The sequence below is a fragment of the Cytobacillus solani genome (assembly GCF_001420595.1).
Classification (GTDB): Bacteria; Bacillota; Bacilli; order Bacillales; family Cytobacillaceae; genus Cytobacillus; species Cytobacillus solani.
In genome coordinates, this window is sequence record NZ_LJIX01000006.1 from 4202047 (window position 1) to 4228855 (window position 26809).

At 37.3% G+C, this 26809-nt stretch carries 24 protein-coding genes and 1 pseudogene; 12 read left to right on the top strand and 13 right to left on the bottom strand.

The annotated features are described in order from the left end of the window. The first annotated feature begins 67 nt into the window (after positions 1-67). Positions 68-199, top strand: coding sequence for a hypothetical protein (locus AN957_RS28940; protein WP_269745974.1), 132 nt, complete (start codon positions 68-70; stop codon positions 197-199). A 34-nt stretch (positions 200-233) separates the two neighbouring features. Here AN957_RS28940 and AN957_RS22915 read toward each other — a convergent pair whose 3' ends face one another. Continuing rightward, positions 234-1556 carry a DUF4179 domain-containing protein gene (locus AN957_RS22915; protein ID WP_056686196.1) on the bottom strand — a complete coding sequence of 441 codons (1323 nt, stop codon included), beginning with the start codon at positions 1554-1556 and terminating at the stop codon, positions 234-236. Beyond that, the gene (locus AN957_RS22920) at positions 1549-2070 is read right to left on the bottom strand and encodes a sigma-70 family RNA polymerase sigma factor (protein WP_056686199.1); all 522 of its coding nucleotides are present in this window, start codon (positions 2068-2070) and stop codon (positions 1549-1551) included. Before AN957_RS22920 ends, AN957_RS22915 begins: the two co-directional genes overlap by 8 nt. A gap of 222 nt (positions 2071-2292) precedes the next feature. Between AN957_RS22920 and liaG the strand changes: the two genes are divergently transcribed. Beyond that, the gene (gene liaG / locus AN957_RS22925) at positions 2293-3138 is read left to right on the top strand and encodes a LiaG family protein (RefSeq protein WP_053477734.1); all 846 of its coding nucleotides are present in this window, start codon (positions 2293-2295) and stop codon (positions 3136-3138) included. Positions 3139-3186: 48 nt separating this feature from the next. On the opposite strand, the gene AN957_RS22930 is transcribed toward liaG, so the two are convergent. The 4 genes and pseudogenes from AN957_RS22930 to AN957_RS22945 all read right to left on the bottom strand — a co-directional run bounded on the left by AN957_RS22930 (position 3187) and on the right by AN957_RS22945 (position 7961). Further along, entirely contained in the window at positions 3187-6324 is a 3138-nt protein-coding gene (locus AN957_RS22930; RefSeq protein WP_056686202.1) for an MMPL family transporter, read from the bottom strand. A 2-nt stretch (positions 6325-6326) separates the two neighbouring features. Then, positions 6327-6785, bottom strand: a complete 459-nt coding sequence (locus AN957_RS22935) for a MarR family winged helix-turn-helix transcriptional regulator (protein WP_053477732.1) — start codon at positions 6783-6785, stop codon at positions 6327-6329. 99 nt (positions 6786-6884) lie between these two features. Continuing rightward, positions 6885-7175, bottom strand: a pseudogene (locus tag AN957_RS27160) (BCCT family transporter); the annotation flags it as partial. Between the two features lie 60 nt (positions 7176-7235). Next, on the bottom strand, positions 7236-7961 hold the full coding sequence (locus AN957_RS22945; protein WP_053477730.1) for a LytR/AlgR family response regulator transcription factor: 726 nt from the start codon (positions 7959-7961) through the stop codon (positions 7236-7238). 346 nt (positions 7962-8307) lie between these two features. Here AN957_RS22945 and AN957_RS22950 point away from each other — a divergent pair, with 346 nt between their 5' ends. Together AN957_RS22950 and AN957_RS22955 are read left to right on the top strand one after the other, a co-directional pair. Then, positions 8308-9027 carry an EAL domain-containing protein gene (locus AN957_RS22950; RefSeq protein ID WP_053477729.1) on the top strand — a complete coding sequence of 240 codons (720 nt, stop codon included), beginning with the start codon at positions 8308-8310 and terminating at the stop codon, positions 9025-9027. Positions 9028-9043: 16 nt separating this feature from the next. Beyond that, positions 9044-9619 (top strand): helix-turn-helix domain-containing protein, encoded by a 576-nt coding sequence (locus tag AN957_RS22955; protein ID WP_056686208.1) that lies wholly within the window; start codon positions 9044-9046, stop codon positions 9617-9619. A 196-nt stretch (positions 9620-9815) separates the two neighbouring features. Here the strand turns inward: AN957_RS22955 and AN957_RS22960 are convergent, their stop codons facing one another. The 4 genes from AN957_RS22960 to AN957_RS22970 all read right to left on the bottom strand — a co-directional run bounded on the left by AN957_RS22960 (position 9816) and on the right by AN957_RS22970 (position 14569). Further along, complete coding sequence (locus AN957_RS22960) at positions 9816-13223, bottom strand: MHYT domain-containing protein (protein WP_056686211.1); 3408 nt, start codon at positions 13221-13223, stop codon at positions 9816-9818. Positions 13224-13339: 116 nt separating this feature from the next. Continuing rightward, positions 13340-13726: a PilZ domain-containing protein gene (locus tag AN957_RS22965; RefSeq protein WP_053477726.1), complete on the bottom strand. Its 387-nt coding sequence runs from the start codon at positions 13724-13726 to the stop codon at positions 13340-13342. Positions 13727-13784: 58 nt separating this feature from the next. Then, positions 13785-13940, bottom strand: coding sequence for an anti-repressor SinI family protein (locus AN957_RS27165; RefSeq protein ID WP_082446701.1), 156 nt, complete (start codon positions 13938-13940; stop codon positions 13785-13787). A gap of 29 nt (positions 13941-13969) precedes the next feature. Next, the gene (locus AN957_RS22970; RefSeq protein ID WP_056686213.1) at positions 13970-14569 is read right to left on the bottom strand and encodes a TetR/AcrR family transcriptional regulator; all 600 of its coding nucleotides are present in this window, start codon (positions 14567-14569) and stop codon (positions 13970-13972) included. Positions 14570-14825: 256 nt separating this feature from the next. Here AN957_RS22970 and AN957_RS22975 point away from each other — a divergent pair, with 256 nt between their 5' ends. The 3 genes from AN957_RS22975 (at position 14826) to AN957_RS27890 (ending at position 18305) form a co-directional block, all read left to right on the top strand. Continuing rightward, a complete protein-coding gene (locus tag AN957_RS22975; RefSeq protein ID WP_056686215.1) occupies positions 14826-15401 on the top strand; it encodes a TetR/AcrR family transcriptional regulator in 576 nt (191 codons plus the stop codon). Positions 15402-15516: 115 nt separating this feature from the next. Next, complete coding sequence (locus AN957_RS22980) at positions 15517-17631, top strand: MMPL family transporter (RefSeq protein ID WP_053477723.1); 2115 nt, start codon at positions 15517-15519, stop codon at positions 17629-17631. 536 nt (positions 17632-18167) lie between these two features. Then, positions 18168-18305, top strand: a complete 138-nt coding sequence (locus tag AN957_RS27890) for a hypothetical protein (RefSeq protein ID WP_156319154.1) — start codon at positions 18168-18170, stop codon at positions 18303-18305. Between the two features lie 151 nt (positions 18306-18456). Here AN957_RS27890 and AN957_RS22990 read toward each other — a convergent pair whose 3' ends face one another. Then, positions 18457-19476 (bottom strand): FecCD family ABC transporter permease, encoded by a 1020-nt coding sequence (locus tag AN957_RS22990; RefSeq protein ID WP_053477721.1) that lies wholly within the window; start codon positions 19474-19476, stop codon positions 18457-18459. Further along, a complete protein-coding gene (locus tag AN957_RS22995) occupies positions 19476-20522 on the bottom strand; it encodes a FecCD family ABC transporter permease (protein ID WP_082446703.1) in 1047 nt (348 codons plus the stop codon). The genes AN957_RS22990 and AN957_RS22995 overlap by 1 nt, the downstream gene beginning before the upstream one ends. Positions 20523-20672: 150 nt before the next feature. On the opposite strand from AN957_RS22995, the gene AN957_RS23000 reads away from it, so the two are divergent. Continuing rightward, on the top strand, positions 20673-21668 hold the full coding sequence (locus AN957_RS23000; protein WP_053477720.1) for an ABC transporter substrate-binding protein: 996 nt from the start codon (positions 20673-20675) through the stop codon (positions 21666-21668). Between the two features lie 42 nt (positions 21669-21710). On the opposite strand, the gene AN957_RS23005 is transcribed toward AN957_RS23000, so the two are convergent. After that, positions 21711-22724 (bottom strand): NAD(P)/FAD-dependent oxidoreductase, encoded by a 1014-nt coding sequence (locus tag AN957_RS23005; RefSeq protein WP_053477719.1) that lies wholly within the window; start codon positions 22722-22724, stop codon positions 21711-21713. Positions 22725-22844: 120 nt separating this feature from the next. Between AN957_RS23005 and AN957_RS23010 the strand changes: the two genes are divergently transcribed. The 4 genes from AN957_RS23010 (at position 22845) to AN957_RS23025 (ending at position 26809) form a co-directional block, all read left to right on the top strand. Then, entirely contained in the window at positions 22845-23633 is a 789-nt protein-coding gene (locus AN957_RS23010; protein WP_053477718.1) for an ABC transporter ATP-binding protein, read from the top strand. A gap of 184 nt (positions 23634-23817) precedes the next feature. Next, positions 23818-25377, top strand: coding sequence for a spore germination protein (locus AN957_RS23015; RefSeq protein WP_053477717.1), 1560 nt, complete (start codon positions 23818-23820; stop codon positions 25375-25377). 32 nt (positions 25378-25409) lie between these two features. Beyond that, positions 25410-26585, top strand: coding sequence for a Ger(x)C family spore germination protein (locus AN957_RS23020; protein WP_056686218.1), 1176 nt, complete (start codon positions 25410-25412; stop codon positions 26583-26585). Then, on the top strand, positions 26585-26809 hold the full coding sequence (locus AN957_RS23025; protein WP_053477715.1) for a hypothetical protein: 225 nt from the start codon (positions 26585-26587) through the stop codon (positions 26807-26809). Before AN957_RS23020 ends, AN957_RS23025 begins: the two co-directional genes overlap by 1 nt.

Sequence of the window (26809 nt, forward strand, 5' to 3'; positions counted from 1 at the left end):
TTGATCCATACATAAAATACATCGAGCAGAAGAAGAATAACTATGAAAAATGAAAGGGGGAGTAATGATGACGAAAAAGGATAATAAAGGGAGCCACAATCAAAGTTCGCCTAGGGGCAATCAATCAGAAGTGAGTGGAGATAATAGTAAGGGGAACAAAAGGAATAAGGATCAGCATGCAAAAACGAATGATGAATAAAGGCCCGGCTTTCGCTGCGAAAGCCGGGTCTTGTTCATTTCACCTTTATTTTCACATCTCCTTCGATCCAAGCAGGAAAAGCTGACAGTTTAAGCTCTAGTGGATTTTTATACGAACCGGGTGGAAATTCTACCCCAATCTCTCTCTTTCCATTATTATCTCCTGTCCAATAAAAAGAGCTGCTATCGATTTCTTTTCCATCCGCTTCTCTCATCGAAACAAAGAGAGAATGATTAAATTCCTTTTCCGTATTCAATATAAAAGAAATTCTCCCATTTTCGACCTTCAAATTTGTCAGCATATTCCCCTTTGGCTGATTAATGATTTTCTCATTGTCTATATCTACCTTTACATAAGCATCCTCTTGATCAACAGCCTGCAGTTTATTCATCACAAGGTATAACTCTTTAGGCTCTTTAAAATAATTGCTTTGTAAATAAAGAATATGTTCATTATCATTTAGTTGACTGGCAGTAAACCCATTTGCAATTTTCGTCCATGCTTCTCCATTTTCATCCACCAAGCGAATATCCTCAAATGTAAAAATTCTCTTGCTATTTTCCGGATCCATCACAACATGCACTGCCACCCGCAAAGGATAAATCTTAATATTTTTGATGGTTATTTTCTGTCCTTCAATTAAAATCGTTTTGTTCATTTCAATTGACTTTGTTGCTTTTAACGGCTTTTCCAATGTAAACTGAAACTGGAAGTCTTCTTCATAATCATTTGTTTCAACGGTAAAAGTAAGAGTAAACTCCTTTGTTTTCAAGGGCTCCTCAAAAAAGAAATCCATTGTTGCCATTTCCGTTGTTCTCAGTTCACCATGTGGCTTATGGGCACCATAGCTATAACTGCCTAACTGCAGTTCAGTCCCATCAGCTGATTCAAGCTTTAAATCGTTCACGTAGAATTTTTCTTGTTTCTTTTTTGCTTCGATTGTCTGGAAAATCACCATTCCTTTTTCATCGGCTATTACCGAATCAAACGTCACCTTCAAACCATTTTTTTCTTGCGCCGTATTGATTTCTTGTACATATTCATTCTCAACCGCCAGCATTAATCCTTTATTATCACTAATTAGCTCAACTAATTTTTCCATGCCAGGAATACTTGAAACATAACTTGCAAAAACAGGAGAAACTCGAATACTTGTGAGAAAGCCGATTATAAAAACAGCAGCTATTAATCCGGATAAAAGCCACTTTTTCTGACGGGGTTTATTTATAACCTCGGGCTTCTCTTTTGCTTTTTTAAAGCCTGAAAGAATTGCTTCATCAATTTTATCCTCTGGAAATGGCAGGTCTTCATACATTTTTTTCAATTCGGAAAGGTTCTTTTCTTCCTTTTCAAACATGAGAGACTCCCCCCTTTTCATCCAGATTTTTCCGCAAAGATTTTAAAGCCTTAAACAGCCATGTTTTTACCGTTCCTTCAGGGCAATCGAGTGTTAGTGCAATATCTTTTATTTTTAGATCATGAAAATATTTCAACGTAATAATTTCGCGGGAGCGTTCATCCAATCTTTGCATCGCTTCTTCGATCTCTAGAAGTGTATGATCTTCTGCCTCGCCTTCTGCAAGCAGCAGTTCTTCATTCAAAATGATTCTCCTCTGCTTTTTTAATGTATCATTGCAATAATTAATCATAATTCGAATGATCCATGTTTTGAAGTAGCCTGGCACTTTAAGGTCTTTCAACCCCTTATAAGCACGGAAGGTTACTTCCTGTATAGCTTCCAATGCATCCTCTTCCTTCCGCAAATAAGCTAACGCAGTTTTATACAAATCTATTTTCACCGTTTGGATGGCTGCAAGAAAGGACTGGTCATCCCCTCGAATGGCCCTCTGTACAACTTCTTCAAAGCTCACATCATGCCCTCCCCATGTTCGTTCTATGTATTAGACTTCGTACTCTGCAAAAAGTTTTTATAATTTTTTTTTTTCGATTACAATAAAATTGGAACCTGATCCCCTGTCCCGAATAAGCCTCTAGTCTTAGAGACAATTCGTGCTGTGGCTCAATGTTTTCATCATTTCTATGTCATACAATAAGTGTAACAAAAATGATTGCAAAGGAAAGTTGGGATATCATTGAAAAGAATATTTCTCATTTTTATTATTTTGATTGGCCTCTATGTATTACTCACTTCAAATATTAGAAGCTGGCTGCCATTCGCAAAAGACGAGACAACTTCAGCAACAGCAGATAATATTAAGATGGTTGAAATTAACCTATCCTCTGTAAAGGCTACAATCATCCCTGAAAAAAGAAATGATATTAAAGCAGATCTCGATGGCAAAGGTGCAGTAGATGTAAAGAGAAATGGGGACAAAATTAAGGTTGAGTATAGCCGCAAATGGTTCGATGGCTTCAAGATTTTTAACCACACACCAGAGCTATATATTTACATTCCTGAAGACTTTAACCGCAATATGGCAATCGATGTAGGATCTGGCTATTTGAATTTTGAGGGTCCTTCAACCGAACTTGAACAACTGAGAATAAATATGAGTTCTGGAAAGGTTGACCTAACAAACGTAAGCACAAAAGAATTTATCCATAAAGGTTCTTCTGGCATGATTGACATTGATACACTAATTACTGACTCCGGTAGGATTGATATGAGTTCCGGGAAAATAAAAATAGACAATTACCAAGGGGAGCTTGAAGCAGAAGTTACATCGGGGCAGCTAGACGTTCAATTGAATAAGCTTGTAAATGATATTCAATTAAGGGCAAGCTCAGGGCAAATTAAGCTTGATCTTCCTGACGATGCCAATTTCAAGCTTAACGGGGAAATGAGCAGCGGCTATATCGATTGTGACCTCCCACTTACTGATAAAGTCGTTGAGAAAAATAAGATTGAAGGTATGATAGGTTCTGGAAAACATTCTATCGATGTAAATATTACAAGCGGAATGGTTAAAATTTATTAAATATTAATATTAAGAAAAACCGGATGAAGATACCCATCCGGTTTTCTTTTATTCATTAGTACTTCTTTTAAACGGCCACCAGTTGGCTGCTCCGAAGTTTTTCACCATCACTGGAATAAACAGCGGGAGCATGATAAATGCATATAAGAATAAACCAACAATTACGATTGAAGCAATTTGCAGCAGTGATAGCATGCCAGATGGCATCATCGCAGCAAATGTTCCCCCTAAAATGACCGCAGCCGAAATAATGACTGTTCCCATTTTTTTCATAGCAATTAGCATGGCCTCTGCCACAGAAAGATCTTTGTACTCATTAAATCGATCCATTAAGAAGATGCTATAATCGACCCCAAGGGCAACAAGTATAACAAATCCAAAGAACGGAACCGCCCAGCTTATGCCTGTATAGCCAAAAATATTGACATAAATAGCTTCATTGATTGCCATGGATGTAAAATAAGTCAGAATTAAAGAACCAATAATATAGACAGGCATAATAATGGAACGGAATAGGAATACCAAAATAATCGAAATTCCGACGAGCATTAGAACAACTGTACGAGAATAGTCTTGATCAGACATTTTGCTTAAATCAGCGTTCGTGCTCGTAATTCCGCCTACTGCTACCACTGCGTTCTCTAACTTCGTATCCTTTGTTGCTCTTACAACAGCATCTTTTATTTCATCAACCTGATTAATTGCCTCATTAGAATACGGGTTCGCTTTAAAGATAACATCAACCGTCATCACTTTACGGTCTTTTGACATATACGTATCAAATACTTGGGCAAAGTCTTCACTTTCCAATACTTCTGACGGCAAGTAAAAACCATCCATATTTTCGGATTTAGACAATCCAGCAAGGTAATCCTGTGCAGATTCTAATCCCTCAGAAACTTTATTCAATCCTTCTGCACTTTGGTCCAGCCCATCTGTTAGCTGGCCGATTTGGCCGCCAAGATCGCCAAAGCCTGCAAGAAGCTGTTTCTGCCCATCATTCACACTATTTAATCCATTTGTTACCTTTGGCATATTTTTAATAATCTGTCCTTGCCCATTGGCTAGCTGATTAAATCCAGCTTGCTGTGCCTCAATACCTTTAATTAATTGTTCCAGACCTGACGCCAAACCACCTTGGCCGCCCATTGCTTTTTCAAATCCGGTATTGGCTCCAGCCATTCCTTCAGTTACTTTAGCAAGCCCTGTATTTAATTCATTTATATTGGCAGACAACCCACTAAGCTGTTTAAGCAGACCTTGTTCTCCCGATATCGTTTGCTTCATCTTTTGATATTGGTCATCAGCTGATAAGTCTGTATACTTATTTTCCAAATAACCATACATCCCGTCATTTGCCTGTGCAATTCCCGCAGATAAAGCCGTCAATCCTTGACTCACTTTTTGATAATTTGCTGTAATCGTTTGTAAGTTCCCGTGTATGTTTTGATATCCTCCAAGGAGTTCTTTATAACCGGCAAGTAAATCCTCTGCACCTTTTTTAGACTGGGCTAAACCTGCTTTAATATCATCAGAACCTTTTGTCCCTTGACGAATTCCGTTTTCAATCTTCGCTAGATTTGTTTGAATTTCTTTTAATCCTAATTGAAGTTCACTCGTTCCTGAAATTAAGTCATTAATCCCATTTGTAGCCTTCTTTAATTCTGGCTCTGATTTAGATAATTCGGTGCCAGCCTCGTTTAAGCCCTCACTAATCTTATCGATTCCTTCTTTTCCCTCACCTAAGCCCTCTTCAAGTGTCTCAGCCTGCTTCGCAACAAAGAAGTCCTCGATCGGCTCACCTGTTGGCCTTGTAACTGAACGTACGGTGTCAACTAGATCAATCTTTTCCAGCTCTTTACTAATCTTTTCAGCTAATCCGATATATTCAGCGGAATCCATTTCCTCATCATTTTTAATAACGACCTGTGTTGGCATGGATTCACCTGGTCCAAAGCTATCAGCAATCGCATTGAATGCTTTAATTGAATTAACATCTCCGCTAATTTCTTCTAATGAGTTGTAAGATAGCTCTCCATCATAAGTGACTAGGAATGGGACACAAACTGCAGCTACAATGAGCAAAGCAATGAAAGGACGAGCCAATGAAAATCTTCCAACTGCACCCCAAATCTTGCTTTCCCCATGCTCTGCTTTGCTTTTCGACGGCCAGAAGAGCTTTGGTCCTAAGACTGCCATGAAAAATGGAACAACTGTGAATAATGCAATAAGCAATAACGCCACACCTACCGCAACAGCAGCGGCAGATTGGTAAAGAATAAATTGTGAAAATCCAATCGCCGCAAACCCAATCATAACTGCTACACCGCTAAAGAATACGGTACGCCCAGCATTACGGTATGTTGCAACAATTGCTTCGGCAACACTTTCGCTCTGTGATAACTCTTCTTTAAAGCGGCTAAGTAATAAAATACAGTAATCCGTTCCAATCCCAAATAAGACCGCAACTAAGAATATTTGCGTGTAATTGGAGAGGGGAAAATCAAATCGATCAACTAAGAATGATACAATCGACTGTGAAGCCAGATATGATAATCCAACCGTCACTAAAGGAATAATTGGAGCAATAACAGATCTAAACACGAGCAATAATACAGCTAAGATAAAGACAACAGTAATTCCCTCTGTTTTCTTTAATCCCTCTTCAGAACTTGCCATTAGATCTTCATTTATCTGCCATTCACTAGTATAATAGTGATCCACTTTTATATCTTTTATGGCTTTATATAAAGCATCATTTACTTCACTTGGTTCGCGGTCATTCCAGTTAAGGGTGATGGAGGTAAGAATCGACTTTCCATCCTCTGAAACTAGCTGTTCCTTTAAAGACTTTTCATTGAAATGGGTTAGGATTTCATTTATTCCTAAATCCTTGTCTTTTTCAAGAATGCGGATCGCTTTTTCCGCTTCCTTCATATCTTCTGCTGTTAGTTTTTTTTCATTATGAAAAACTAATGCAACTTGGGTTTCATCTCCTCCGCCCTCTTGCTTGGCTACATCTGCCATTATTTCCCCTGCAAGCGCGGAAGAGTATTCATCAGGAACAGTAATCTGTCCTTTTTCACGGACAAGCTCAGCCATGTTTGGCGCAACCATAAATAGACCACCAGCAATAACGATCCAGGCAACGATGACTATCCACTTATTTTTTATAATTTGATGCATCCCTATTCCTCCACCTTGTAGTCTTTACTCTCTATTAGTATTTGGTTTAATTTTTTGTATGTCTCAAGAAATTGCTTAATTTCCTTAGGATCAAACTTTTTAATAAAAGATTCTACAAGCTTATAAATCCGTTCCTCACAATTTACATACAGCTGATTTCCTTTTTCCGTTAATGTAAGATAAACCACTCTGCGATCCTTCTCATCACGTGTTCTCTGAATCAACCCCTTCTCCCACATTCGGTTGATAATGGCTGTTATGGCACTCTTTTTCACATCAAATTCTTCAGCTAATTCCGATGAGGTGCATGATTCAGTTTGACTGATATACCTCAATATATAATGCTGATCATTTGTAAGATCACTGCCGATTTGATCCCTAATGAGCGATTCTCCTTTTCGATGAACAGAAAAAGACAAATCGATATATTGATCAATAAGCTCTTGTATATTCTCTAACAACGTTATCCTTCACCTCGATTAAACTAATTCTACTGTTTAATTGTTCAACTCATTAACTATTAACGAATTTAACTTTACTAAAAGGATGCTTTTTTTGTCAATAAGAAAAAACGCTGAATCAGCCGACGTAATAAAAAAAATACCAATAAGGAAGATGGCTAAGATTGACAAAGACATTGACCAAGGAAATTCGCTAAAGACAGCAAATAAAACTTCTTCTGTAGCATATTTGGTTAAATCAACATTTCCTGCATGTTGTACCTCAATGGATGAAGTCCCAAATACAGCAAACCAGAAAAAACTAACAAGAGCAGGGAGCAATAACACGCCAATAATAACTTCACGAATGGTTCTTCCTCTGGATACTCGAGCAATAATGAAATGAATGAACTTTACAAAGCAGAAGTTTTAAAAAAAGGGCCTGCTCTCCTATTAGGATTGCAGTGCCCTTTAAGTTCCCATTGATCGATGGACGTCGTTTATTTTCAGCTTAGAAATATAAGCAATCTTTTCTGTGCAATTGAAATAGGCTAAATACGTTTCACCGGACGATACAATCTTTGTTATTTTTTTTAAGTTAACTAAAAAAGATCGATGGGTTTTGTAGAATTGATTTGGCAGCTTCCCTTCAAGCTCTTGGAGGGATTCAGATGTTTCGAAATAGCTGTTTTTCGTATGAAGAATCGTTTTTCGCCCTTCTTTTTCTGCATAAAGAATATCATCCACTGAAAGATATAGAAAGGTATTATTTGATTTAATTGCTAGCTTGTTTACCGTTTTCTTTAATTGATTTGGACCGCTATTCAACTGAATGAGTTTTTTAGCCTTTTCCAAAGCTATAAATAACCTTGTACGCTCTATTGGCTTTACAATATAGTCCGCTGCCGAAATATTAAATGCTTCCACGGCGAATTCATCATAACCCGTTGTGAAAATGACCTGTAAAGCTGGCAGCCTTTCTTTGCAAATCTTAACCGCTTCCATTCCATTTAAACCAGGCATATGAATATCCACAAGAACAATTTCTGGCTCTTCCTTCATTACGAATTGAATGAATTCTTCTCCATTTGATGCTTCCTGAACAACCTCGTATTCCGGGAGGAGCTGGATAAAATGCATCAATATCATTCTTGAAGGGTGATCATCATCTGCAATAATTACTTTAAATTTCTCCATGCTCATCCCCTATTAAGACCTGCATATATGCTTTATCGTTTTCAAATATAAATAATACTATTCCTTTATGACTTGTACACATCCAAATAGAATATCAGGCATGTCACGAATTGTCCAATCCACAACTCCCCCAAAAAAATAGGTATTTATAACCACCATTTTGAAGTCTTTTGTAAATTAATACCGTAAGATGTCTTTAATTTGTTTTAACCTGTCTTGAAAATAGTCCAAACAGTCCCTTTCTCTACTCTTCATGCTTTTTAAGCGTTCGACAGAGCATGGGATAAAAGTTACATTAATTATATTATTTAACAACAAGATGGCATTGGAAATTGAGGGATAAAAAATGAGCATTGATATGTTAGCACGTATAGAGAATCAAAGCATTGAAAGTGTTTATCAGCCTATGTGGAATTTAAACCATTGGAAAGTATTTGGCTATGAAGCACTTCTAAGATTTCCAAATGGATTTTGCAACGGGAATATCGAAAAAGCATTCGAATTAGCCAGAGAAAACGGCTGTTTATATGAATTGGACACTAAGGCAATCCGACATGCCATAAGCTGCTTTCCTATCGATCGCTTAAAAGAGGAATTGTTGTTTATTAATATCTATCCCTCAACAATTCTACATAAAAACTTTGAAAACTTTATTCATCAATTGCAAAAAAACTTCCCTCATATTGAAGAAAAGGTTGTTTTCGAACTTAGTGAAACAGATAAGGAAGATTCTATATGGGATCTATCTGAATTTAAAGAGAAAATAGCAATTATTAAGGAGTATGGCTTTCGTATTGCCATAGATGACATTGGAAAAGGCGGGGCATCCTTACGTAAAATCATCGAGTTTTCTCCGCAATTTATTAAGCTTGATCGCTACTTTGCAAATAATCTTCATAAATCGAAAGAAAAGCAGCAAATGGTGGCCCTTCTGCTTCAATATTCAAAGCAAAAAATGGAGCTAATTTTAGAAGGGGTGGAGAAAAATAAAGATTTAGCACAGGCAATCGCCTTGAATATCCCTTTTGCTCAAGGCTATCTATTAGGAAAACCAGAAACTATCTAAATGAGGAGGCTACTACGTGCGTAAGATTTGGTCAGATGATGAGCTCCTTTTTCTGGAAGATAACATCGGAATGTATAAAGTATCTACAATTGCCCAAAAGCTAGAGCGTTCATATGAATCTATTCGTGTAAAGATGACAAGGCTAAAAATATCTAATACGAGACAGCATACGGGTCTTGTTACAATAGGGGAATTAGCTGCAATATTAAAAGTAGATCGGGCTACTGTAAGAGGGTGGACAAAAAAACACGGATTGCCCTTTTCCCAGAAGATTACTAGGCAATCTAGAAAATTTTATTTTATTGACCCCTCCGACTTTTGGAATTGGGCTGCTCTTCATAAAGAGAAAGTACAATTTTCAAACATAGAACCACAAACCCTTCTGCCTGAACCTGACTGGGTGGCAGAGGAGCGTATGAAGGATAAATGCATAACAAAGAAAAGAACGTATCAAACATGGACAACAAAAGAAGACTACAGGCTTTTAGAATTGCGTTCTCAAGGGTATAAATACAAAGATATCGGCATGTTAATGAACCGCAGTGCCATCAGTGTTGAGCGAAGATACAAAAAAATTATTAATACTCTTTAATAGCAAATCTTATTGATTTTGCCATACAGCAAACCAAATTGCTCAGTCAATAGCAAGATTTGCAATAAAAAAAATTTACGCTAGACAGACTAACCAAGCAGAGAGTGTAAATCCATAACTTAAAATGCTTGGGGTACTATGAAATACTAAAGTGCCCCAAGCTTTTTGTGTGCTAGTTATTAGGTAATTTATCCTCTTACAAATATTTTGAAATTGTCTCAAGGAATGTAGAAACTTGAATAGGCTTTGTTATATACTCCTTAACTCCTTTATCCATCGCTTTGCTAATATCGTTTAGCATCGCATTTGAACTTAATGCAATAACTGGAATGTAATTTGTTTTAGGATCTGCTTTTAACTGGTCCAACACATCAAGTCCATTCATATCAGGGAGATGTATATCCAATAGGATTAAATCTAGCTCTTTTTCACAAGCAATTTCTAGTCCCTTTTTACCCGTTTCGGCTGCGAATAAGGTAATTCCCTGTTCATTCAAGAGAATTTCTGATACAAGCTCCCGATTAGAGGAAATATCTTCAATATATAAAATTTGATAGTTTTCGTCTCTTGCTAGGGATCTGTATTGAAAATCAGAGCCTTTCTTTGATTCAATCACGCTTGTTTTTTCAATTGGGAGACTAAACCAAAAATCACTGCCTTCGCCAACTTGACTATAAACACCCATTTTTCCACCCATTAAATCAACAAGCTGCTTAACAAGCGCAAGACCGATTCCCGCTCCTTCAATCGTATGATGATGGTCTAAGCGGTAAAAAGGCTCGAAGATTCGCTGCTGCTCTTCCTTCGGAATGCCAATCCCATTATCGATTACGTGAATAATCAGAAGTCCCTCATTATAGTCACATGATATCGTAATTTCACCATTTTTATTATTATACTTAATTGCATTTTCCAATAAATTTAATAGGATCTGTCTAAAGCGAACTTCATCTATAAATACATATCTGTCATCACAATCTTTAATTTTCTTGATTTTAATGCCTTTTTTATTGGCTGCTGGAACTAATAGATTTAGACAATCATCAATCAGCATACTTAAATTTACTGTTTCATTTGTAATTTTAAACTTTCCTGCTTCGATTCTTGAGAGATCCAATATTTCATTAATTAAATCTAATAGATGTCTTCCACCCTTTAAAATTTCCTGAACAAACTTTTGCTGCTGCTCACTTAGCTGTTCGTCTATTTCTAATAATTGAGAAAACCCTAATATTCCATTTAATGGTGTACGAAGCTCATGACTCATTTTTGAAAGAAATTCGGATTTTGCTAAATTAGCCTTGATTGCTTCCTCCTTTGCCTTAATCAAGCCTTGTTCCATTAATTTCCGTTCCGTGATATCTTCAAATGTCAATAAATGCCCCTTAATTTCTTCATCTATAATAAAAGGAAAATAACTTCTTTTAATCATTCGGTTATCATCCATTTCAATTTCATCAACAGTCGCTTCACCAGCAGATAATATGTCCAAAATATTATCCTCATTATTTTTCAAATTCGAATAGATATATTGATAACATGATGATTTGTTACTCCTAATAATATTCTTTATTGGCTCTTCAATCTTAAATATTTGGCAAAATGGCCGGTTCAGGGCCGCAATATTCCAATCATTATCAACTACTAAAACACCGATCGGCAAACTATCGATAAGAGTCTTTCGTAATGCCTGAGACTCTCTTAATTTAATTTGCTGTTTTTTTATTGCAGAGATATCTGACATCGTCATTAGTACCTTTGGAATAGCATTTCGGTCTTCTGGGTTAATTAATTTTGTATTGATAGAATACCAGTTCGTTCGATTCTTTTTTTTGATTCCAATAATTTCTCCTGTTATTGTCTTCCCCGTTTCAAGTGTAATACGGATCGGAAGCTTTTCATTCGGTAAAGGAGAGCCATCCTCCTTTACGAGTGACAGCGTATGCTGATGGATTGTTTGCTTCTCAAAATCCTCTTTTTTTAAGTTAAATATTTGATAAACACTATCGTTTAAACCAATATGATGATCATCTGCTCCATAGACGAGCACAGCCTCACTCATCATATTTAATATATTTCGGTACCATTTTTCATTGTCCTGCTGAATTTTCTCAGCCTTTTTCCGCTCCGTTATATCCATACCTGAACCAATCACTTCGATTACTTCACCATCTCGAAATACAGGACTTAGATAGATATAATAGTCAATCCCGTTTGTATTTGCCTCAAACTTAGTAATTTCCCCATCCCAAGCTTTCTTATATGCCTGTAGACTTTTTTCAGCTTCATTTAAAGAAAGAAAATGATGAAGTTCCTTTCCAATTACCTTATCTGGAGTTAGACCTACTCTGTAAAGTAATTCACCATCACATAGTGTATGAATAAAACGATTTTCAAGTTTAATAAACTTAAAAATTAACCCTTGCTGCTTTTGTATTGTCTCTATTAATTCCCTTTGAGCTTTCTTCATCTGTTCCTTGTATTTGATTAATTCCGAATTATCCCTTGCCACCACAAAGATCCCAATAAGTTTTTTATCAACAATAATCGGAACAAAGGTAATAACAATGGGAATCCATTTGTCTTTTCCATTTTTGATCAGCACTTCAAAATCACTTTGGTTCTTGTCCTGCAAATGATAAAAATGATGCTTAACCCTCTCTCTATCAGCATCATGAAAATAGGAAAATAGATTTCTAGCAATAATGTTCTCGCGGCTTTCCTCTAACATCTCAATTCCTTTTGGATTTACATTCGTAATGACTCCATTGACATTCACACTGAAAACTAAATCCGGATTGTGTTCAACAAGTGATTTATAGTGAGCATTTGATAGCTTATGAAGCCTTTCTGCTTTATTTTTATCAAAATATGCTAAAGAAATAACGACAGCAATTATAAGCATGACAGCGATCGCAAGTCCATAGCCTAAAGCCTCGGTTGAGATTTGATAGGGTGCATAGTCAAAATGCGTCATATTCTCATCTTCATACGAAGTAGGATCTCCGTTTAGCGTGACGGCGTGCATCGCCGTGTAATGCGTACCAATAATCCCGCTTCCTAATATGATGGAACTGACTGAAAGCTTTAACACCCTCTGATTGTTCATTTTTTTACGAAAGAATAGAAAAAGGGCAGCCCCTGTTGTGACTAAAGCGATGAGCATGGACAAAATAATAAAGAAATAATGATAACTCATGACCACATTTGTATGCATGGATTCCATGCCAATATAGTGTATAACAATGATTCCAATTCCAAGAATTAATGTACAAATGAAAAGAGAAGAAAATTTCTTCTCTGAATGAGTAGCAATATAGAAACAAATGAAAGAAACAGCCATCCCCAAAAGTAAAGTGAATGCATTCAGCTTTAAATGATAAGTAACAGGAGCATGCATATCAAAGCTAAGCATGCCAATAAAGTGGGTTGTCCATATTCCCAAGCCCAATATATAAGAACCCGTCATTAACCAAAATAGCTGATTACTCCCCTTTGATTGGGGGATTCGGGAGAAAATATTAAATGAGGCATATGAAGAAATGATGGCAATGAATATCGATAAAAGGACAAGCTCATCATTATATAATCCTATGTATGTCACTTAACCACTCCTTTTATTTCACCGCCTTCATCATATAAGATTCCTTTCAGTTAGACAATTAGTGTTTTATTACCAAATCTCCCTGTGACTTTAGACATAGGGGATTTGCTGTTATTTTAATAAGTGGTGTTGTTTTTGTTATATTGCTGTTTTGCAAAATGCTTTAGATCTCTAATCATTTCTTCTCGCTCTTGTTCATCCAATGAAAATTGAATGCCATAAAAAAAACTATTGATTGCCTTTTGCTTCCATATGATTTTCCCGTGTATGCAGTGTTCTAATTGAGAGAATTTGAATCTGGCAGTAATCTTTACATCCTCTCGATTTGACATCGGGATATCAATTGAAGTGTTTAATTTCATCCCATTTGGACTTAAATCAATCAGCCTTGCCTCTCCTTCTGAAGTTCCAACTTTACTTCCATTCATTTCATCGATCGAAAAAAAAGCAGCAATTGGTGTACCAAATGAAAAACGGAAGCCCTCATCTCTCTTGAATCTCATACATTTACCGCCCTTTATACTTTGTCATAGAACATCTATTATTTTGCAAAAAAATGGGTCACTTTTGTTCTAACTTTTTCATTAACTTTGCTTGTGTTCCTAGAATAAATGCCCGTACTTCCTCCGTAGTAAGCCCCAGCTGCTTCGCCTGAAGAATAAGAGCAATCCATTCTTTGTCTAGCTCTTTATGCTGCACGTTCTTCATCGAATTCATCCAACTCTCAACCCCTATGATCGTTTTCCTCAGCTATTCTTGTTAATGATTCCGTTCAAGAATATATCAACAATCTCTTCGGCAAGACTATTCGGTCCCTTTAAACCAGGCAATAATTTAGTAACAGTCAAGCGTTCAATGATTCCAACAAGACTTTCTGCAAAAATACACATATCAATCGCCTGACTAAAGTAGCCATTCTGTACTTCTGATGTAAGATTTTCTTCAATTTGTATAGCAAGCTCCTTTTTTATCTCTTCGGCAATGGCAGATTCATAGAACCCGATTTTTGTTAAATCAGGATTTTCCTTGAAGAAGATAAAAATTCCTGCTAGACCGTATGCAATCCGGTCAGATAAAGAGGTTAATTCGATTCCAGGTTCCAGGCGGCTTTTCCTTGTGAGACTAAATAAGTTCTCTCTAAACAATTCGACTAATTCTTGAAATATCGCTTCTTTATTTTGAAAATAAAGATAGAAGGTTGGCTGAGTCAAACCAGCCCTTTTTACAATAGAACTAACCTTCGTATCGTGGTAACCATGCTTTGCAAACTCATTTGCAGCGATACTTAACAGGAGTGCTCTGCTCTGTTCTCCATTCGATCCCTTTTTTCTCCCTCTTTGGCCCATTAGTGACATCTCCAAGCTGTAAATATTTTATATTACTCATGAGTATTATTATCTTATGAAGCATTTGCTGAGTCAATGTTATTTTTGGAATTTTTTGTTTTTTTAGTAAACGAATACATTTCAACTGCTTCTCCATATTGAAATGCTCACCTAGTTTTCTGTTGAACCTCTTCTAATTTTAATATTTATTAGAAACAAGATACAATGCGTTTGTGTATCTACAGTATTTTACTATAATAAGGATGGAGGTGAGCAAATGGCACGTGAGCGAAAGTTTTCAATGGATGAGTTATTTTCAGCAGTAAAAGAGCTTCTTCTTATTCATGGCTATGAAGGATTTACCTTTAGTTTGCTGGCAGATCGATTGAAAGTTTCAAGAGGAGCATTGTACAAGTACTATGAGAATAAAGAAGAATTAATTACCGACTATATGATTACTGAATTGAATCAATTTTTAACTGATTTACAAAAAATTGAACACTGTGAAGGATTTGAGGCGAAGTTTGATTTCCTTATGAACCTTATCTTTGACATGCCTGAGGTTCAGCAGCTGATAAAAATCGCTGTGCAAATTCCTGTAAACGTGAATGAAAAGGTGAGAGAAAATAAGGCTCATTTAGATAAGCTCCATTTAGAGATGTATACACACTTGCAGAGTTTTATTAACTTAGGCAAACATGAGAAGAAATTAAAAGCTCATATTGCTGATGGATTAATTCTCGGGTTTATTTTTCAAACGATTGCCATTCCTAATCATTTCGGAATTCCACATTCCGAATGGGTCACATCCATTAAAGAAATTATCAGTCACGGAATGTTCACAAATAATTAATTGACACTTGTGTCACTTTTAAAAGATAATGACAGTGACAATCGTGTAATTTTTATTTTTATCAAAGTGACACAACTGTCACCTTTTCTATATAAAATATGAAAGGAGTAAACATATGAAATCAATTTTACAAGCCATTACGGACCGTGTCACAACGAAAAAGGGAATGTGGATCACTTTATCTATTTGGTTAGTGGCCACAATATCGCTAGCCGTATTTGCCCCAAATGTAAAGGATTATGAAGTTTCAAGAATTGCCTCCCTGCCTGAAGATGCCCAATCTGTTATTGCGCAAACCAAGGTAGATGAGTACTTTAAAGACAATGATGGTACTCCAGCTATTCTTGTCTTTCAGTCTAAAGACGGAGAAGTGGAACTTACACAGTTGGCTGAGCTCTTAGATAAAATTGAGAGTGAAGATATTGAAGGAGTCGAGCAAGTGATTCCTCTATCTGCCTTGCCGCCTCAAGCAGCAGCTGGATTTTTCTCAGAAGATAAGACAACTGCTTTAATTCCATTAACATTTGACTCTTCCTTAGAGACGAAAGAACTAAAAGCTTCATTAGAGCCCATTCAGGTTATTGTAAAAGAATCATCTGATTTAACCTTATATGTGACAGGACCTGCAGGAATTGCTACAGACTCGCTTGATTTATTTTCAAGAGCAGATGTTGTCCTGATTTTATCAACTGTAGGATTAATTCTTATCCTTTTGATTGTCATCTACCGTTCACCGTTATTAGCGTTAATCCCGCTGTTAGCCGCTGTCTTCGTTTATGAAATTGTCATGCAGACACTCGGCATAATGGGAAAAGCAGGATTAGATATTAGTAATCAAACCATATCAATTGCATCAATTCTTTTATTTGCTGCGGTCATTGATTATTCCTTATTTGTCTTTTCTCGTTATCGTGAAGAGCTAAAGGTACATGAAGATAAGTTCAGCTCGATGAAGGCAGCGATGAGAGAAACGGGTATGCCTGTCTTCTTCTCTGGCGGAACCGTATTAGCTGCCATGCTCGTATTATTTTTTGCAGGACTAGGAGATTATCGCAACTTTGCTCCGACCTTTGCCACAACCATGGCGATTATCATGCTGGCGTCCATTACCCTTGTCCCAGCATTGTTTACCCTATTCGGAAGAAAGTCATTCTGGCCTAAAATTCCGCGAGTGGGGGATACAAAAGTCAAAACGAATTCCATTTGGAGTAAAATTGGCCGTTTTGTCGTGAAAAAACCTGGATTATCCGTAGTAGTCATTGGAGCCTTTCTCCTTTTATCTGCAAGCAATATGTTTAATCTCAAATATGAATTTGATACAATGAAGTCTTTCCCTGAAGATATGCAATCCAGGATGGGCTATGAAATTTTAGAGAAAAAGTTTGAAAAGGGCGATTTGGCTCCGACAACCGTATTATTCGAAGCAAAAGATGAGGTTAGTGCTGAGCAGCAAGAAGCATTAAAAGCTGAACTTATGGATCAGCCGCTTGTCAGCAATGTTCGAATAAACGGAAAAACTGAAGATAATAAGGCCATTAATTACAGCCTTACCTTTGAGGAAAGTCCATATTCCGTTAAGACAATCGATGCATTGGAAACGATGATAGCGGATGCGAAACAGATCGTGGCTGACAGCAATCTTGCAGGAGAACTTTACTTCGCAGGGGAAACAGCCACTAAAGTGGATGATCGGTCTGTTAATAATAAGGATGTCCTTCTGATTGTTCTCCTAGAAACCATATTAATCTTTGTCATGCTAATTGTGTTGACGAAATCGATTAAAATGCCAATTTATATGATGGGCACGATTCTCGTTTCCTTCCTTGCCGCTTTAGGCTTAGGCATGTTCTTAACCGATCTAATCTTTGATATTGGCACCATTAGTAACCGTGTTCCACTTTATGCCTTTGTGTTCTTAATTGCGCTTGGCATTGACTACAATATTATTTTAATATCTAGATTCCAAGAAGAGCGAAGAAAGCATTCTGTCAAGGAAGCTATAGAAATTGCTGTTGCCAATACCGGAGGGGTCATTTCTTCAGCAGGAATTATCCTTGCTGCGACCTTTGCTGTCTTAATGACACAACCCGTCCAATTATTATTTGTATTTGGATTCATTGTCGCAGTCGGGATTCTACTAGATACATTCTTAGTCAGAGGGGTTTTATTGCCTGGACTAATTGTTTTGTTTGAGAAAGATAAAGATAGCAAGAAAGAGACAGCTAATTAATTGTTGAGCCGATAAACCATGTTTATCGGCTTTTTATTTATCAAAAAGGATTAGCTGATACACTCTTCCCTTCTTCATTCCCGAATTGGGCATTTTCATTGAATGCAATATTCTAGTTGCTGTCGCAGCTGATTCAATTTTTAAAAAGTCTCTAAGCTGGCTATTCGTTATGGTCTTGCTAATTAAGAGTCTATAATCATTAAGTTACAAATTTGAACAATACCATGTGCTATGCTTTCTAATGTTGCTTTTTAAAGGTTAGTGCCATTTAAAATATAGTTCAAGTATTTGATTGTAAGATTGATAATCTTTAATCAAATATAATATTGCCCTTAAGTAGAAAACATTTTCAGATATACTGGATTTTACCGATATAAAAAAAGGAAGGAGAAATTCGCTGTGAAAATTTCATTTAACAATGAAGCATTAAATAAAAAGTGGGCTACCTCTGCCCCAAAGAGGGTCAAAAAAATATACTTAAAAGCGAAATTAAACAAGACAACAATATAGGAGTGAACATCGAAAGAAAGCAAAATATGCTGATTGAATTAGAAGAAAAAATTAAAACTGTACAAGAGCAAGTACAAGAAAAACTCACTGAACAATTAGATAATGACGAAAATAAACATGAGGAAGATAACAACGAAACTTCCGAAGATGAAAATAACCAATAAAAATTTCAGGGAGTGAATATTAACATTTCACTTACTCAAATGAATTTCTTGTAATCCGTTATTTTCTTAGTATCTACGAAATTTCCGAAATATCGATTTTTCGACAAAACCTACAAAAAAAACGTTCAGAAAGATTTACTTTCTGAACGTCCTACACTGTTTTCACTAATAAATAAATGAAATAGGGTGCACCTAAAATAGATACAACTAAACCCACTGGCAATTCCATTGGTGCCATAACGACTCTGCCCAGCGTATCAGCTGTGAGCAGCAATAATGCACCAATTACCGCAGTTAGCGGGATAATCTTTGTATGTCTTGCACCAATGAGACGCCTTGCAATATGCGGAGCGATTAACCCTAAGAAAGTAATACCGCCTCCTACTGATACACTGGCACCAGCTAGAGCGACAGCGACAAGCAGTAAGATTACTCTCTCTTTCTCTATTCGAACACCGACCCCTATGGCAATAGGATCACCCAAGCGCAATACATCTAAAAATCTAGCCTTATATACTGCAAACGGAATAAGAATGAGCAGCCAAGGCAAAAGCGCCCATACATAGGTCCAGTTCGTTCCCCAAATGGTCCCTGAGATCCATATGATGGCTTTCATAAAATCAATCGAATCCATTTTCATTTGGAAAATGATCAATCCTGCACCAAAGGCAGCATTTATTCCGATCCCAACTAATAATAATCGAACAGGTGTCACTGTTCCATTTTTCCAGGAGAGCAAGTAAATCATTAATGCTGCGATAAATGCCCCTGCTAATGCAGTCAGCGGCATGATAAAGATCGATAGCATCCCTGTAAAAAATGCCGTTCCTTGAAAGAAAAACATATATAAGACAACAGCAAATCCTGCCCCAGAATTGATGCCAAGAATGCCTGGATCTGCAAGCGGATTTTGTGAAACGCCTTGGAGAATTGCGCCTGAAACAGCAATTCCCATCCCGACTAGAAGGGCCATGATAATTCTTGGGAGGCGGAAATCAAATATCGTCAGTTCATTTTTCGATGTCCCTTGACCAATAAGTGTAGCAAAAACTTCATTCAAGGGAATTTTAAGATAGCCTGCATTTATACTAAGAAGAAAAACAATGACTATTAAAATACTTGTTACAATCATGAGGATTTTAAATTTATGCTGATCTTTCGATAATTGCATTATAGTCCTCTCCCTTCTTTACGAGCTAAGTAAAGGAAGAACGGCACACCGATTAACGCAGTTACCGCACCGACTGGTGTTTCAAAAGGAGCATTTACCATCCGTCCGACAATATCGGCAACAACTAACAAAATCCCCCCAAGAATAGCTGAGCAAGGAATGATCCACCGATAATCTACCCCGACTAAAAAACGGGTAATATGCGGGATGACAAGACCGACAAATCCAATCATTCCAGCAATAGAAACAGCAGCCCCTGTTAAAAATAAAACTGCTACCGTTCCTAGTAGTTTAATGATTCTTGTATTCTGGCCTAAACCTTTCGCAATCTCCTCACCCAAGCTTAAAATGGAAATGGAACGAGAGATGAGTAATGCAAGGATTAATCCTCCAGCAACAAAAGGAAGGACATACATTAATTGCTGCATCTGTACGCCAGATACACCCCCAGCATACCAATAACTTATGTCCTTCGACACATTGTATTTAATCCCAATGGCTGTTGATAATGCACTAAGCAATGATGTGATTGCTGATCCGGCAAGCGCAAGCTTTACAGGAGTCACTCCCCCTTTGGATAAAGAAGAAATCCCAAACACCAAAGCAGCTCCCAGACCTGCACCAATAAATGAAAATGTAATTAAGCCAGAATAAGAAATCGCTGGAAAGAGCGCGAAAGCAATGGCAATCAGAAAAGAGGATCCCGATGTTACACCCATAATCGAGGGGGAAGCGAGTGGATTTCTCGTCATACCCTGCATAATCGCACCCGAAGCTGCCAGTGCTGCACCAACAATGACAGCCGCAATCGCACGCGGAAGCCGTAATTCTCTAATAATGACATGTGAGGAATTTTCAATGTCAAAATCAAACAACGCGTTCCAAACGGTGTGATAGCTAAGATCTGCTGCCCCAAAATGAATGGATGCGATGACTGAAAATAAAAGCAAAATCGAACCACCCAATACGATGAGCGATCCAAGTAATCGATTACTATGTATCTTATTTTTAACTAATTCAGAATGGTTTTTTTCTCTTTGACTCATAATATGTAAGCTTCTTCCTTCAAATATTGTCCACATTTAATTCATAAATATTATTGACAAGTTGATGGTTTTATATTTTAATTGAAATCGATAATCGTTATCAATTAATAATTAACAATTGTATTTTAACATAATTTTAGGAGGATTCCAATGAGTAATATAATAAGTAAAAGGAAATTCATTCAGTTAATGGGTGCTGGACTTGTTGCATTGTCACTTACAGCTTGCGGAAATGGTGACAAGAACACGGATCAATCCTCTCAAGAAAAAATGGAACAGCAAGATACAAATAAAGAGACTGCAGCTGAACGGACATTAACTGACGCGATGGGCAATGAAGTGGTTATTCCGGCTAATCCTGAGCGTGTGCTTGCATCGTATCTTGAAGATAATTTAGTCGCATTAGGAATCAAGCCTGTCGCTCAATGGAGTGTAAAGGATGGAGCTAGCATCCAAGGCTATTTACAAGGTGATTTAAAAGGAATCCCTACAATCCCTCACGATCTGCCATTTGAAGCGGTTCAAGAGCTTTCACCCGATTTAATTATTATGGATTCTGCTAGTATGGTTGAAGGCGGAAAATACGAACAATATAGCAAAATAGCCCCTACATATGTAATCGGTACAGAGGTAAACAATGACTGGCGTGATGAGCTTCTTCGTGTAGGTGAAGTATTTGGCAAGGAAGAAGAAGCAAAGAAAGTATTAGAAAATTATGAAGCAAAAGCTGCGGAAGCAAAGAAAGAAATAGAAGATAAAGTCGGGAATCCTTCTGTTGCGGCAATTTGGCTAGTAGGCGGAAAATTCTTCGTCGTTAGTGAAAACTTATCAAGCGGTGCAGTCATGTACGAGGATTTAGGATTAAAGGTGCCAGAAGTCGTGAAAGAAATTTCAGCTAGTGGAGAAAGCAACTGGAATGCGATTTCTTTAGAAAAGTTAGTTGAACTTGATGCAGATCATCTATTCCTTATTAACAGTGATGCAGCAAGCGGATCTGCTTCCTTAAGCGATGCATTATGGAAGAGTGTTCCTGCAGTTAAGGCAGGCAATGTATACGAATTCTCTCCTGACGAAAGCTGGTTGTACACTGGTGCAATTGCAAATGAACAAATGATCGATAACATTTTAAAAAGCATCGTAAAATAATTGATAAAGGGCTATCACATTCATTGTGATAGCCCTTATTAGTTAGTTTAGTTTTCGGCGGATCTCTTTGTTTCTCTCCTTAAACACAGTATTATGAGTTGAGACCATCGCTGTTTTGCGTGCCTTTGGATCGATAAATTGCGTCAATTCATTTACTGTATTAGCTGCATCTTGAAAGGCACCAGTGATTAAATTTAGTTTTGCGTTATGCTTAATAATATCACCAATCGCAAATAAGCCGGGCACAGAGGTTGTCCCATTTGGCTGTCCATCAATATAGCTGTTTTCTACTGTTTGGATTGGAAGCTGGCAATTTCTGAGTAATGTAAAATCCCTGTCATAGCCTAAATTAATCAGCACTTCATCCACTTGATGTGTTGTGCTTTTTTCCTTACTATCACATCGCAAAGATATAATACGGTTATTATCATTCATTTCTGCATGAGCAATCGTAGAGTGATCAAAAATGTCAACTGCTTTCTCTGTTAACTGTTTGAGAAGCTCTGCAGGAATTTTTTCCTGACCCTCAGAAATGATAATCGTTACCTTTTGAGCAACATCTGCCAACGCATTTGCCCAATCAAATACTGATATCCCTTTACCAGAAACGGTAATTCTTTTATCCTTATAAAAGCTTGGAGCCTTTAATGTGTAATGCACATTTTCAAGGTGATTTTCAAAAATCGTCAGCCTTTGCGGGGAGAACATCCCACCGCCAATGGCCAGGATAATCGTTTTAGAAAAATGCTCTCCTTTATCTGAACGCGCAATAAATACATCTTCCTGTTTTTCAATACTCGTTATTTTTTCATTCAGGCAGAGAGTGGGATTAAATGTTAAGCCTTGGCGAATAATTTGATCTAAAAGCTTGCAAGCTAAAGTAGGCGGCTGTCCCCCAACATCCCATACAACTTTATCTGGATATAATTGCATCTTCCCGCCAAAATAAGGCTGTCCCTCAATAATTTTTACTTTTAGCTCTCTTAATCCACTATAAAAAGCTGCATACAAACCTGCTGGTCCGCCGCCAATTATGGTTACATCAAATATCTCCATGGTTGCAGTCCCCACTCCCTAATGTCTATTAATGATTGATTCTCATTATCAACTAGTATAAGATGAATTTAGATACAACTCAATAATGAATGAAAAGAATTCATGAAGGAAGGCTTTGGCATGAATCGTCTATTAACGAAAGACTTATCTGTCGGTTATCAAGAAAATATCATCGTTAACCAAATGAATATACAGTTTAATAGCAATGAAATTACGACCATCATCGGCCCAAACGGCTGTGGAAAATCCACTTTGCTAAAAGCAATTACACGTATTATCCCCCACTCTAAAGGAAGTATTTTATTAGACGGGCAATCCATTGCAAAGGAAAACACAAAAAAACTAGCACAAAAAATGGCTATCTTGCCGCAAACCCAAGATAGTGCAACCGGTCTAACGGTAGGCGAGCTCGTTTCATATGGAAGATTTCCTTATCAAAAAGGGTTCGGAAAATTATCACAGGCAGATTATGAAGTCATCGATTGGGCTTTACAAGTAACAAATACATTTGATTACAAATTTCGGACTGTAGATTCCCTATCAGGCGGTCAAAGACAGCGTGTTTGGATTGCTATGGCCCTTGCACAGGAAACCGAAATTATCTTCTTAGATGAGCCCACCACCTATCTTGACATGGCCCATCAATTAGAAGTTTTGGAGCTACTTAAAAACTTAAACGAAACACAAAATCGAACCATTATCATGGTTTTACATGACTTAAACCATGCTGCCCGTTTTTCCCACAACATGATCGCCTTAAAGGATGGCAATCTTATTAAGGCTGGAACAAGTGACGAGGTAATGAAGAAGGATATATTGCAAAAAGTCTTTCATATCGACGCAGAAATAAGCCGTGACCCAAGGACAGGGAAACCGATGTGTGTGACGTATGATTTGATAAAAAAGTAAAATATGTTTAAAAAACTGTAGAGGTATCTACAGTTTTTTTTGATTCTAGGTATACATTATTCTCCTTATTCCCCTCCACCCTAAGTTTCTTCATTATTTAATCACATGCATAACTTAGAAGAATTTATGGGATAACTAAGAAAGCCTGTCATTAACAGGGATTTTTTTATTGGAGGAAAAATGTTTGGTACGCCGTGTGAAAAGCCTATTGAGAAGAAGAAAAGGAATTCAGCCACAAATAGATTCATTAGACGATCATGGTTCTTTGTCAAACAAAATGGATGAAAATATAGACTATTTTCGTTCTGTATATGCCAATTGTTCAGATGTAGTTATTCGGCCATTTTTAATTGGAGGAATGTATCAAGCCTATTTCATATATATCGATGGGCTGGCAAATGTGGAAGAAACAGATGAACAAATCCTTCAGCCATTAATGAACGCAACTGTAAAAAATACAAACGAAATAATGAATATGCTCGAAAATAAAATTCCTGTTACCAACATACAAAAGTTCACCTCCCTTTCCAAATGCATTGATTCTATTTCCACAGGGAATCCTCTGCTGCTAAGTGATGGAATTAATACTGGATATTCCTTCTGTCTAGCAAAATGGGAAAAACGCGGAATTGGAGAGCCGTCTGCTGAAGTAGGAATTAAAGGGCCAAGAGAAGGTTTTACGGAAACAATTAATGTAAGTACATCTCAATTACGACGGATTATCAAAAGTCCTTCTCTTAAAATGCAGGAATTATTTATCGGTCAGCTTACAAAAACGAAGATTGTTATTTCTTATATAGAGGGGATTGCTAATCACAATCTTATAGAAGAGGTACACAATCGCTTAGAACGGATTAAAATCGATGGGATTTTGGAAAGTGGATATATTGAAGAATTAATAGAAGATAATCCCTACTCCCCTTTTCCGCAAATATTAAGTACGGAGCGTCCTGATGTTGTTTGTTCCAATTTGCTAGAAGGAAGAGTTGCTATTCTAGTTGATGGGACACCATTTGTTATAGTCGTCCCAACTACATTTTTTTCGCTTTTGCAATCACATGAAGATTATTATCAACGCTTTCTAGTTAGTACGGCTGTTCGTTGGCTTCGTTATTTATTTCTAGTTATCTCACTGTTGCTCCCATCTCTATATGTCGCTATTTTAACTTTTCATCATGAAATGGTCCCTACAGCTCTATTGCTAAGTGTAGCTGCTTCACGAGAAGCCGTTCCCTTTCCTGCCCTTGTAGAGGCCCTCATGATGGAGGTTACCTTCGAAGCTTTAAGAGAAGCGGGGATTCGATTACCGAAACAAGTTGGGGCGGCAGTCAGTATCGTCGGTGCATTGGTTATTGGACAAGCAGCTGTCCAAGCGGGGCTTGTATCAGCACCAATGGTTATTGTGGTAGCTATTACTGGCATTGCCTCATTCATGATTCCACGATATGCGATGGGCATCGGATTTCGAATCCTGCGCTTCCCCATTATTTTTTTGGCTGGGGCATTAGGTCTTCTCGGAGTTATGATGGGGATTATTGCAATAATTGTTCATTTATCAACCATTCGTTCTTTTGGTGTTCCTTATTTAAGTCCTTTAGCTCCATTAAAAGGTACGGAACTGAAAGATACTTTGATAAGATCCCCATGGTGGAAGCTTAATACGCGTCCTCATTTAACGGGTGATTATAACAAACATCGTCAATCTCCTGGTTTAAAACCTGATCCTACTAAAGGAGGAGAATAGCCTAATTTTATTTACAAAGGAGAAAATATAATATGAAGCGTTTTTTCCTATCTCTTTCTTTTTTTCTAAGTATTTTTATGCTCAGCGGCTGCTGGGATCGCGTAGAAGTCAATGATATAGCTATCATAACTGCGACAGCAATAGACCTAACAGAGGATAATCAGATTAAAGTTACCGCGCAAGTATTTATCCCTCGGGCACTCAGTGGCGGCGGCGGCTTGGGGACAGGCGGAGGAGATTTGACATTAATTCGGACAGGTATTGGCAGCAATTTGGCAGATGCTGTTTCGAAACTTCAAATGGTGCTGCCTCGAACAATCTTTTGGGGGCAATGCAAAGTTTTCATTTTTGGTATGGGACTCGCTGAAAACGGAATTCGGGAGCAGTTCGATTTCTTAGTGCGCCATCCGGAGCCACGCGGCAGAGCATTTATGTTTGTTAGTAAAGCTGATACAGAAAAGGTTCTTCAGTTACTGCCCCCTTTAGAACGATATTCCGGAGAGGTACTTAAAGAGCTATTAGATTTCAAAATTGGACTTCCTGTAACAATGAAGGACTTGGATTTAATGTTGACAAGTGATGCCCAAAACGCTGTGCTTCCGCTTATAAAAGTTTACCCTCCAAATAAAGGGAAAACAGAAAATGAATCGATACCTTATATTTCAGGTTCCGCTATATTTTCGAAAGATAAAATGATCGGCACGATAGGAGAATATGAAACACGTGGAATCATGTGGATAAAAAATATGCTAAAATATAGCACCATTTCCTTTAAAGCTGGGAATGAAGAGGAAGAGATATCAGTTAGTCCAGTACAATCTGATGTCAAACTAAAGCCAAGGATATCAAAAGATAAATGGAAAATGACGATTAAAGTACAAGCAGAAGGAGATGTGGTTCAAAATGAAACCAAGCTAAATTTAATGGATCCTGAAACAATTAAGAGGTTAGAAATTGATTTTGGAAAAAATATAAAACATCGGATTGAAGCAGCAATCGATCCGCTTCAGAAAGAATTTAATATTGATATTATTGATTTTGCGACAGAATTTCATCACCATTATCCAAAGGAATGGAAAAAGGTGAAAAACCGATGGAATGAGATATTCCCCCAAATAGAAGTAAGTGTGGATGTTAATGCCAATATTCGCAGACCTGGATATACAAGTACTCCTAGCGGGCTGCCTAAGGATGAGGTGAAAAAATAGTGAAATGGGGAATATTCTTTTGTGTCCTGATAATTATTGGGGTCATCATTTTATATGAGTGGAAAACAATAAAAACTTATCCTAAAAAAGATAGGATCACCTTTTTTATTTTACTTATAATAGCTGGAGCTCTTTCCCTTTTTGATCTTCCCAACTTACCAGGACCAGTCACACTGCTTGAAAGTATATTTCAACCATTTGGCAATTTCATGGAAAGTCTATAA

What these genes read in the sequence shown, in the direction of transcription:
- AN957_RS28940 (WP_269745974.1), top strand. Translation starts at nt 68, where the DNA reads ATGACGAAAAAGGATAATAAAGGGAGCCACAATCAAAGTTCGCCTAGG.
- AN957_RS22915 (WP_056686196.1), bottom strand. Translation starts at nt 1,556, where the DNA reads ATGTTTGAAAAGGAAGAAAAGAACCTTTCCGAATTGAAAAAAATGTAT.
- AN957_RS22930 (WP_056686202.1), bottom strand. Translation starts at nt 6,324, where the DNA reads ATGCATCAAATTATAAAAAATAAGTGGATAGTCATCGTTGCCTGGATC.
- AN957_RS22945 (WP_053477730.1), bottom strand. Translation starts at nt 7,961, where the DNA reads ATGGAGAAATTTAAAGTAATTATTGCAGATGATGATCACCCTTCAAGA.
- AN957_RS22950 (WP_053477729.1), top strand. Translation starts at nt 8,308, where the DNA reads ATGAGCATTGATATGTTAGCACGTATAGAGAATCAAAGCATTGAAAGT.
- AN957_RS22965 (WP_053477726.1), bottom strand. Translation starts at nt 13,726, where the DNA reads ATGAGATTCAAGAGAGATGAGGGCTTCCGTTTTTCATTTGGTACACCA.
- AN957_RS27165 (WP_082446701.1), bottom strand. Translation starts at nt 13,940, where the DNA reads ATGAATTCGATGAAGAACGTGCAGCATAAAGAGCTAGACAAAGAATGG.
- AN957_RS22970 (WP_056686213.1), bottom strand. Translation starts at nt 14,569, where the DNA reads ATGGGCCAAAGAGGGAGAAAAAAGGGATCGAATGGAGAACAGAGCAGA.
- AN957_RS22975 (WP_056686215.1), top strand. Translation starts at nt 14,826, where the DNA reads ATGGCACGTGAGCGAAAGTTTTCAATGGATGAGTTATTTTCAGCAGTA.
- AN957_RS22980 (WP_053477723.1), top strand. Translation starts at nt 15,517, where the DNA reads ATGAAATCAATTTTACAAGCCATTACGGACCGTGTCACAACGAAAAAG.
- AN957_RS27890 (WP_156319154.1), top strand. Translation starts at nt 18,168, where the DNA reads ATGCTGATTGAATTAGAAGAAAAAATTAAAACTGTACAAGAGCAAGTA.
- AN957_RS22990 (WP_053477721.1), bottom strand. Translation starts at nt 19,476, where the DNA reads ATGCAATTATCGAAAGATCAGCATAAATTTAAAATCCTCATGATTGTA.
- AN957_RS22995 (WP_082446703.1), bottom strand. Translation starts at nt 20,522, where the DNA reads ATGAGTCAAAGAGAAAAAAACCATTCTGAATTAGTTAAAAATAAGATA.
- AN957_RS23000 (WP_053477720.1), top strand. Translation starts at nt 20,673, where the DNA reads ATGAGTAATATAATAAGTAAAAGGAAATTCATTCAGTTAATGGGTGCT.
- AN957_RS23005 (WP_053477719.1), bottom strand. Translation starts at nt 22,724, where the DNA reads ATGGAGATATTTGATGTAACCATAATTGGCGGCGGACCAGCAGGTTTG.
- AN957_RS23010 (WP_053477718.1), top strand. Translation starts at nt 22,845, where the DNA reads ATGAATCGTCTATTAACGAAAGACTTATCTGTCGGTTATCAAGAAAAT.
- AN957_RS23020 (WP_056686218.1), top strand. Translation starts at nt 25,410, where the DNA reads ATGAAGCGTTTTTTCCTATCTCTTTCTTTTTTTCTAAGTATTTTTATG.